Origin of the sequence: Williamwhitmania sp. (genome assembly GCA_035529935.1) — a bacterium.
In the GTDB taxonomy this organism is placed as follows: Bacteria; Bacteroidota; Bacteroidia; order Bacteroidales; family Williamwhitmaniaceae; genus Williamwhitmania.
In genome coordinates this window covers 1-3,198 of sequence record DATKVT010000027.1, presented here as the reverse complement: position 1 = coordinate 3,198, position 3,198 = coordinate 1, and the positions used below count along the sequence as shown (strand labels likewise).

The window sequence follows — 3,198 nt, the reverse complement described above, 5'->3', positions numbered from 1 at the left end:
CCAACGGCTGATTCTCTATGGCCGAGAGCAAAGCATCCTCACCTCGGCTGCAAAGATTGATTTCATACTGCTTGAAATTAGCGCTTAGTAGTGTTTTGAGCTGCTTTAAGCTCTCAACATCTGACTCAAAAACAAGCAGTAGCTTTTCCATAGCACTAACTCAAGAGATTGCAATCGTAACCATTGGTAAACTCTTAAATTTACTCAAATTGTGAAGTAAAGAGCAGGATGACTTACTTCAAATACCTCATTTTTGAGTTATGGTTTGATCGCTTTGACAAACTCACCCCAAAGAGTGTCGAACGGCACGGGTGCATTGATGGTCACGAGTTCTTTCTTTACTGGATGCTCAAACTCCAGCTGGCGAGAGTGAAGGCAGATGCCTCCATCAGGGTTGGAGCGTGGAAATCCATACTTCAAGTCACCCTTAATTGGGCATCCAATTTTTGATAGTTGACTTCGAATTTGATGGTGTCGGCCAGTTAGAAGGTCTATTTCTAAAAAAACGTAGTTGACCGACTGCCCAATAACTCTGTAGGTTAAACGAGCTTCCTTTGCATCGTTGCGGGGATATTGGTGCGCAACCGTTTTATTCTTTTTAGTATCGCGTACTAAATAATGCACTAAGAGTTCCGTAGCGGCTGGTGGTCTATTTTTTACTACAGCCCAGTAGGTCTTCTTAATTGTACCCTCTTTAAACAGTGCATTGATGCGAGTGAGGGCTTTGCTAGTTTTGGCAAACAGAACAACGCCACTAACTGGTCTATCAATGCGGTGGGTTACTCCCAGAAAAACATTTCCAGGCTTATTATCCCGATTCTTTATAAAGTCTTTCAGCTCATCTTCCAGAGCTAAATCCCCAGACGGGTCAGCTTGTACAAGCTGTCCTGCCTTTTTGTTGACCGCAATAATATGGTTATCTTCCCATAAGATATCTTCTGCAGAAAAGGCCATCTAGTATTGCTCCTTTTCGTTAGGGAAATCATTACTCTTCACATCTTGGATGTAGTTTCGGAACGCTCCTTGCATTTCTGCAAAAAGGTTGTGGTATCGGCGTAAGAAACGTGGTGAAAATTCTTGTGTAATACCAAGCATATCGTGTGTTACTAGCACCTGTCCATCCACATTACCACCTGCCCCAATACCAATAACGGGAATTTTAAGTTCCTGTGCCACCCTCTCTGCAAGAGTCGCGGGAATTTTCTCAAGCACAAGGGCAAAGCACCCTGCCTCCTCAAGAAGGTGTGCATCGCTTAGCAGCTTCTCCGCTTCGGCATCCTCCTTTGCTCGCACAGCATAGGTTCCAAACTTGTGGATCGACTGTGGAGTTAAGCCAAGGTGGCCCATTATTGGTATTCCAGCCGATAGAATTCGAGTAACCGACTCAATAACCTCACTGCCGCCCTCTAGCTTAACAGCATCAGCCGCACTCTCTTTCATAATTCTGATGCTTGAGGCCAAGGCCTCCTTAGAGTTTCCCTGATATGTTCCAAAGGGTAAATCAACCACAACCAGAGCTCGCTTCACGGCTCTAACCACGCCTGATGCATGGTAAATCATCTGATCGAGGGTTATTGGCAGGGTGGATATATGCCCAGCCATAACGTTGGAAGCGGAATCGCCAACCAGCACCACGTCAATACCTGACTCGTCGAGAATACGGGCCATGGAATAATCGTATGCAGTAAGCATGGCGATTCTTTCACCACGCAACTTCATCTCTTGAAGAACATGTGTGGTTACAACACGAACTTTTCCTTCTAATGACATACGCTACATATAATAAGTTCACCTGCTTTACTGCAGGAGAATTGCAATGACAAAGCTACAAAGAATAAGAATAATGCCAAAACACACATCATAGCTCTGTTTGACTAACAAAAAACTGACGTATTGTCACCATATGCAGCCATGGACCGATCACTTTATGGCTCATTCTCTGACATCAGCAAATTATTCTTGTCATATTAGCCCAATGGCACAATGATTGTAAAATGATGGATAACGACAAAAGTTATAAACATAAAATAGTAAAGAAAATGGGTAAAATTATTGGTATAGACCTCGGGACAACCAACTCCTGCGTTGCTGTAATGGAGGGTAACGAGCCAGTGGTTATTCCAAACAGTGAGGGAAAGCGCACCACCCCTTCGATGGTTGCATTTGTTGAAAATGGTGAACGAAAAATAGGCGATCCTGCGAAACGCCAAGCCATAACGAACCCGAAGAAAACAATCTTCTCCATAAAAAGATTTATGGGAGAAACTTTCGACAAAGTTCAAAAGGAGATCAATCGTGTTTCCTACGTGGTAGTTAAGGGTGAAAATAACACCCCTCGCGTTCAGATTGACGACAGAAAATACTCTCCTCAGGAAATTTCTGCAATGATTCTTCAAAAGATGAAGAAAACGGCAGAAGACTATCTTGGACAGGAAGTTACAGAAGCTGTAATCACGGTGCCAGCCTACTTCAGCGATTCTCAACGTCAGGCAACAAAGGAGGCTGGTGAAATTTCCGGGCTTAAGGTTCGTCGTATTATCAACGAACCAACTGCCGCTGCACTTGCTTATGGACTCGACAAGAAGGCTACCGATATGAAGATTGCTGTGTTCGACCTTGGTGGTGGAACCTTCGATATCTCCATTCTTGAACTTGGAGAGGGCGTTTTTGAGGTTAGATCTACAAATGGCGATACACACCTTGGCGGTGACGACTTCGACCACGTAATTATTGATTGGCTTGCCGAAAGTTTCCTGAAAGAAGAAGGGTTGGATTTAAGGAAGGATCCGATGGCATTACAGCGCTTGAAAGAAGCTGCTGAGAAGGCAAAAATTGAACTTTCCAGCTCCTCCTCCACTGAAATCAACTTGCCCTACATCATGCCGGTTGACGGAATACCAAAACACTTGGTTAAAACGCTTACTCGTGCTCAATTTGAACAGTTAGCCGATAAGCTCATCCACGCAACCATTGAGCCATGTAAGAAAGCACTTTCCGATGCAGGACTATCTACATCCGATATCAACGAAGTTATTCTAGTGGGTGGTTCGACGCGTATTCCTGCCATTCAGCAGATTGTGGAGCAATTCTTTGGCAAAACTCCATCTAAGGGTGTAAACCCTGACGAGGTGGTTGCTGTTGGTGCTGCCATCCAAGGCGGCGTTCTTACCGGTGAGGTAAAGGATGTTCTCCTACTAG

General features: G+C 44.4%; 3 protein-coding genes. 1 reads left to right on the top strand and 2 read right to left on the bottom strand.

The window, feature by feature from the left end; genetic code table 11:
- Window positions 1–258 precede the first annotated feature (258 nt).
- Together VMW01_01640 and panB are read right to left on the bottom strand one after the other, a co-directional pair.
- Window positions 259–954 carry an RNA pseudouridine synthase gene (locus VMW01_01640; GenBank protein HUW04937.1) on the bottom strand — a complete coding sequence of 232 codons (696 nt, stop codon included), beginning with the start codon at window positions 952–954 and terminating at the stop codon, window positions 259–261.
- Window positions 955–1,770, bottom strand: coding sequence for a 3-methyl-2-oxobutanoate hydroxymethyltransferase (panB, locus tag VMW01_01635; protein ID HUW04936.1), 816 nt, complete (start codon window positions 1,768–1,770; stop codon window positions 955–957).
- Between the two features lie 269 nt (window positions 1,771–2,039).
- Between panB and dnaK the strand changes: the two genes are divergently transcribed.
- Window positions 2,040–3,198 (top strand): molecular chaperone DnaK (gene dnaK, locus VMW01_01630; GenBank protein ID HUW04935.1); only part of this gene is annotated, 1,159 nt, incomplete at its 3' end.